General features: G+C 33.1%; 1 protein-coding gene and 2 pseudogenes. All 3 read right to left on the minus strand.

Annotation, left to right across the window (positions count from 1 at the left end):
• A pseudogene (locus tag IR010_RS19960) lies at positions 1-816 on the minus strand (hypothetical protein); the annotation flags it as partial.
• A 410-nt stretch (positions 817-1226) separates the two neighbouring features.
• Positions 1227-2042 carry a hypothetical protein gene (locus IR010_RS19965; RefSeq protein WP_194570766.1) on the minus strand — a complete coding sequence of 272 codons (816 nt, stop codon included), beginning with the start codon at positions 2040-2042 and terminating at the stop codon, positions 1227-1229.
• A gap of 78 nt (positions 2043-2120) precedes the next feature.
• Positions 2121-2466 (minus strand): annotated as a pseudogene (locus IR010_RS19970) (hypothetical protein); the annotation flags it as partial.

Genomic DNA, 2466 nt, shown 5'->3' on the forward strand with positions numbered 1-2466 from the left:
CTTATCACCTTTGTCTCCTTTGTCTCCTTTTAAAGCGTCTTTGTCAGTTTGAGATAAATCTGAAAAAGCAAGTTTGTCTCCCTTATCTCCTTTGTCTCCTTTTAAAGTGTCTAAAAATTCCGTAAGCGTTTTTCCATCATTGCCTGGAAGTTCTTTCCAAATATCAAAAGCCGATTTTCCATCAAGACCATCTTTTCCGTCTGTACCTTTTTCACCAGTAGCACTTAAAGGAATCCATGCTGTATTATCTTTGGGATCTCTTACAAATACAGTTCCTGTATCGTAATCAATATACATTTGGATTGTTCCATCTAATCCTTTTGTACCAGGCAATCCGTTTCCTCCACTGATACCATTTTTTCCGTCGATTCCATTTTTTCCGTTAACAGAAGTCCAAGTTCCATCAGTATTCTGTATATAAATAGTATTAGTTGCAGTATCTACATAAAGACTAATATTTTCACCCGGATAACCAGGATCTCCTTTTTGACCAGGAACACCAGTACCTGTCATACTATTTATCTCTGTAGAAGCAACTATCCTTAGCCATTTATCAATAAACCAGTAGTAATATCCTGGTTTAACATCAGAAATTGTACTTGTATTAAAAATTAACAAACTGTTTACATTTCCATTTTTGATAGTAACTGCATCTTTTGAACTTGTTAAAGCTACTCTAGGAATCAAAAGTCCTTTGTCGTTAGCAAAAATTTCTAATTGTGATGATTGGTTTGGATTTGGAATACCAACTCCTATTTGGGAATAAGCTCCAAAGCTTCCTAAAACAAAAAATAGAGGAAGTAATTTATTCTTCATAATACTTAATCTTAGTTATAAATTATTTTTAGTTTCCACATGTCTAAGTGTCATAAATTCTGATTAATATTCATCACAACACAATTAAAATAGTGGATTAACAAAATTCCAATTTCTTTTTTCTTCTTTTTGCCTGTAAAAGTTTTTTGACTTTCACTTTAAGACATTACTTACAAAAAAAAACTAATAGTAGTATATATAAAATAAAAAAGCCTCGCTAAAACGAGGCATTTAAATATCAATAAAGTAAATAAGTTTTCTCAAACTTATTGCTATTCGTTAATAATCTACTAGCAAAAGTCAGATTAGTCTAGCTATAATATTATTAGTTAACTCATAAAGAATTAGCTAAATATTTAATCACTATTTCTTTACCTTTTTCAAGCTTCCAAATAATAATTTAGCTAACATTATTTCACTAAAATGAATCTGGCATAATCTATCGTCATCCTTGTTATTAAATCAGTTGTAGTGGCAGTTAAGCGGAAAGTAACAGCTTTAGCAGCATTATTTATTACGGTTGTTCTGAATGAAATTCCATTACTTGTCCAAAGAGTAAGCTTTCCATCGTTAAAGAATATACGACCTGACATCACTACATCTCCTCCTGCTCCACCCCAGCTGAAATTATCCGGCCATGTTGCACCATTATCTTCAGACATCAAAATGGAATTCCCCCAAACTCCAGCTCCCTGACTTCTGTAAATACGGAAGCTGAATTCGATTGAACCGCTATCCTTAGTCAATGTCCCTACAGGGATCGTGAAATCTTTATAAAGAGAAGAATTTTGACTGTTGACTGGCTCATTCCATCCATACCCCCAAACTTGAGGAGGATCTTCACTTTCATTCATTAAAACAAAAGTAGAAGCAATTGGTTGAGGAACTATAGGTGCAGGCGGGGTGGTCTTAATCCAAGCAGCTACAACTTCATCATAAGAGTAAAATCCGTTTTGATCGATGAACCTTGCTGTTCCTGTCTGTGTTCCTGTCGAAACATTCATAATATAAATCATTGTTGCAGTTTTCACTCCAACCATTGATTGAGCTCTTTGCCTATCAACTCTTGGCATTAACAACCCTTCAGGTTCAACTGCTGTTCCTGTTGACTTTTTAGCTGCAATATCGAATGTTGATAATGGTTTTGGAGTATTAACTCCTATTTGACCATATGAAAATATTGCTGCACCAAAACAAGTTATTAGTGTAAAAATTATTTTTTTCATTGTTGTTTTTTAAAAATCATTTTTAAAATAAAAAATAATACTGGTCTAGAATTAGACCAGTATTACTATAATTAATGATTACATTGTATATGTAATTACATACCAGTTTATACCATCAGACTGTAATGTGATTTTCGCACTACCTGCTGTCACTCCTCCAAATAAGCTTACCGCTATATACGGATATTGTGCATTACTTGAGTACAATACAGGATAATTAAAATTAACTTTTACAGGTGTTCCATCTGCTTTTACAGTATTGAACTGGTTAATGATCAACATTCTTCCTTTGTTATCAGCAGCAGCTGGAAGTGTGATTGTGATATCATTTGTCAAATCTGTAGCTATTACAGTATAATCTGTAGCAGTTAAAGTATAGTCGCTATTAATTACTTTTATGTCCATAACATAACCCTGATTATTA

Origin of the sequence: Flavobacterium sp. MR2016-29 (genome assembly GCF_015350695.1) — a bacterium.
GTDB lineage: Bacteria > Bacteroidota > Bacteroidia > Flavobacteriales > Flavobacteriaceae > Flavobacterium.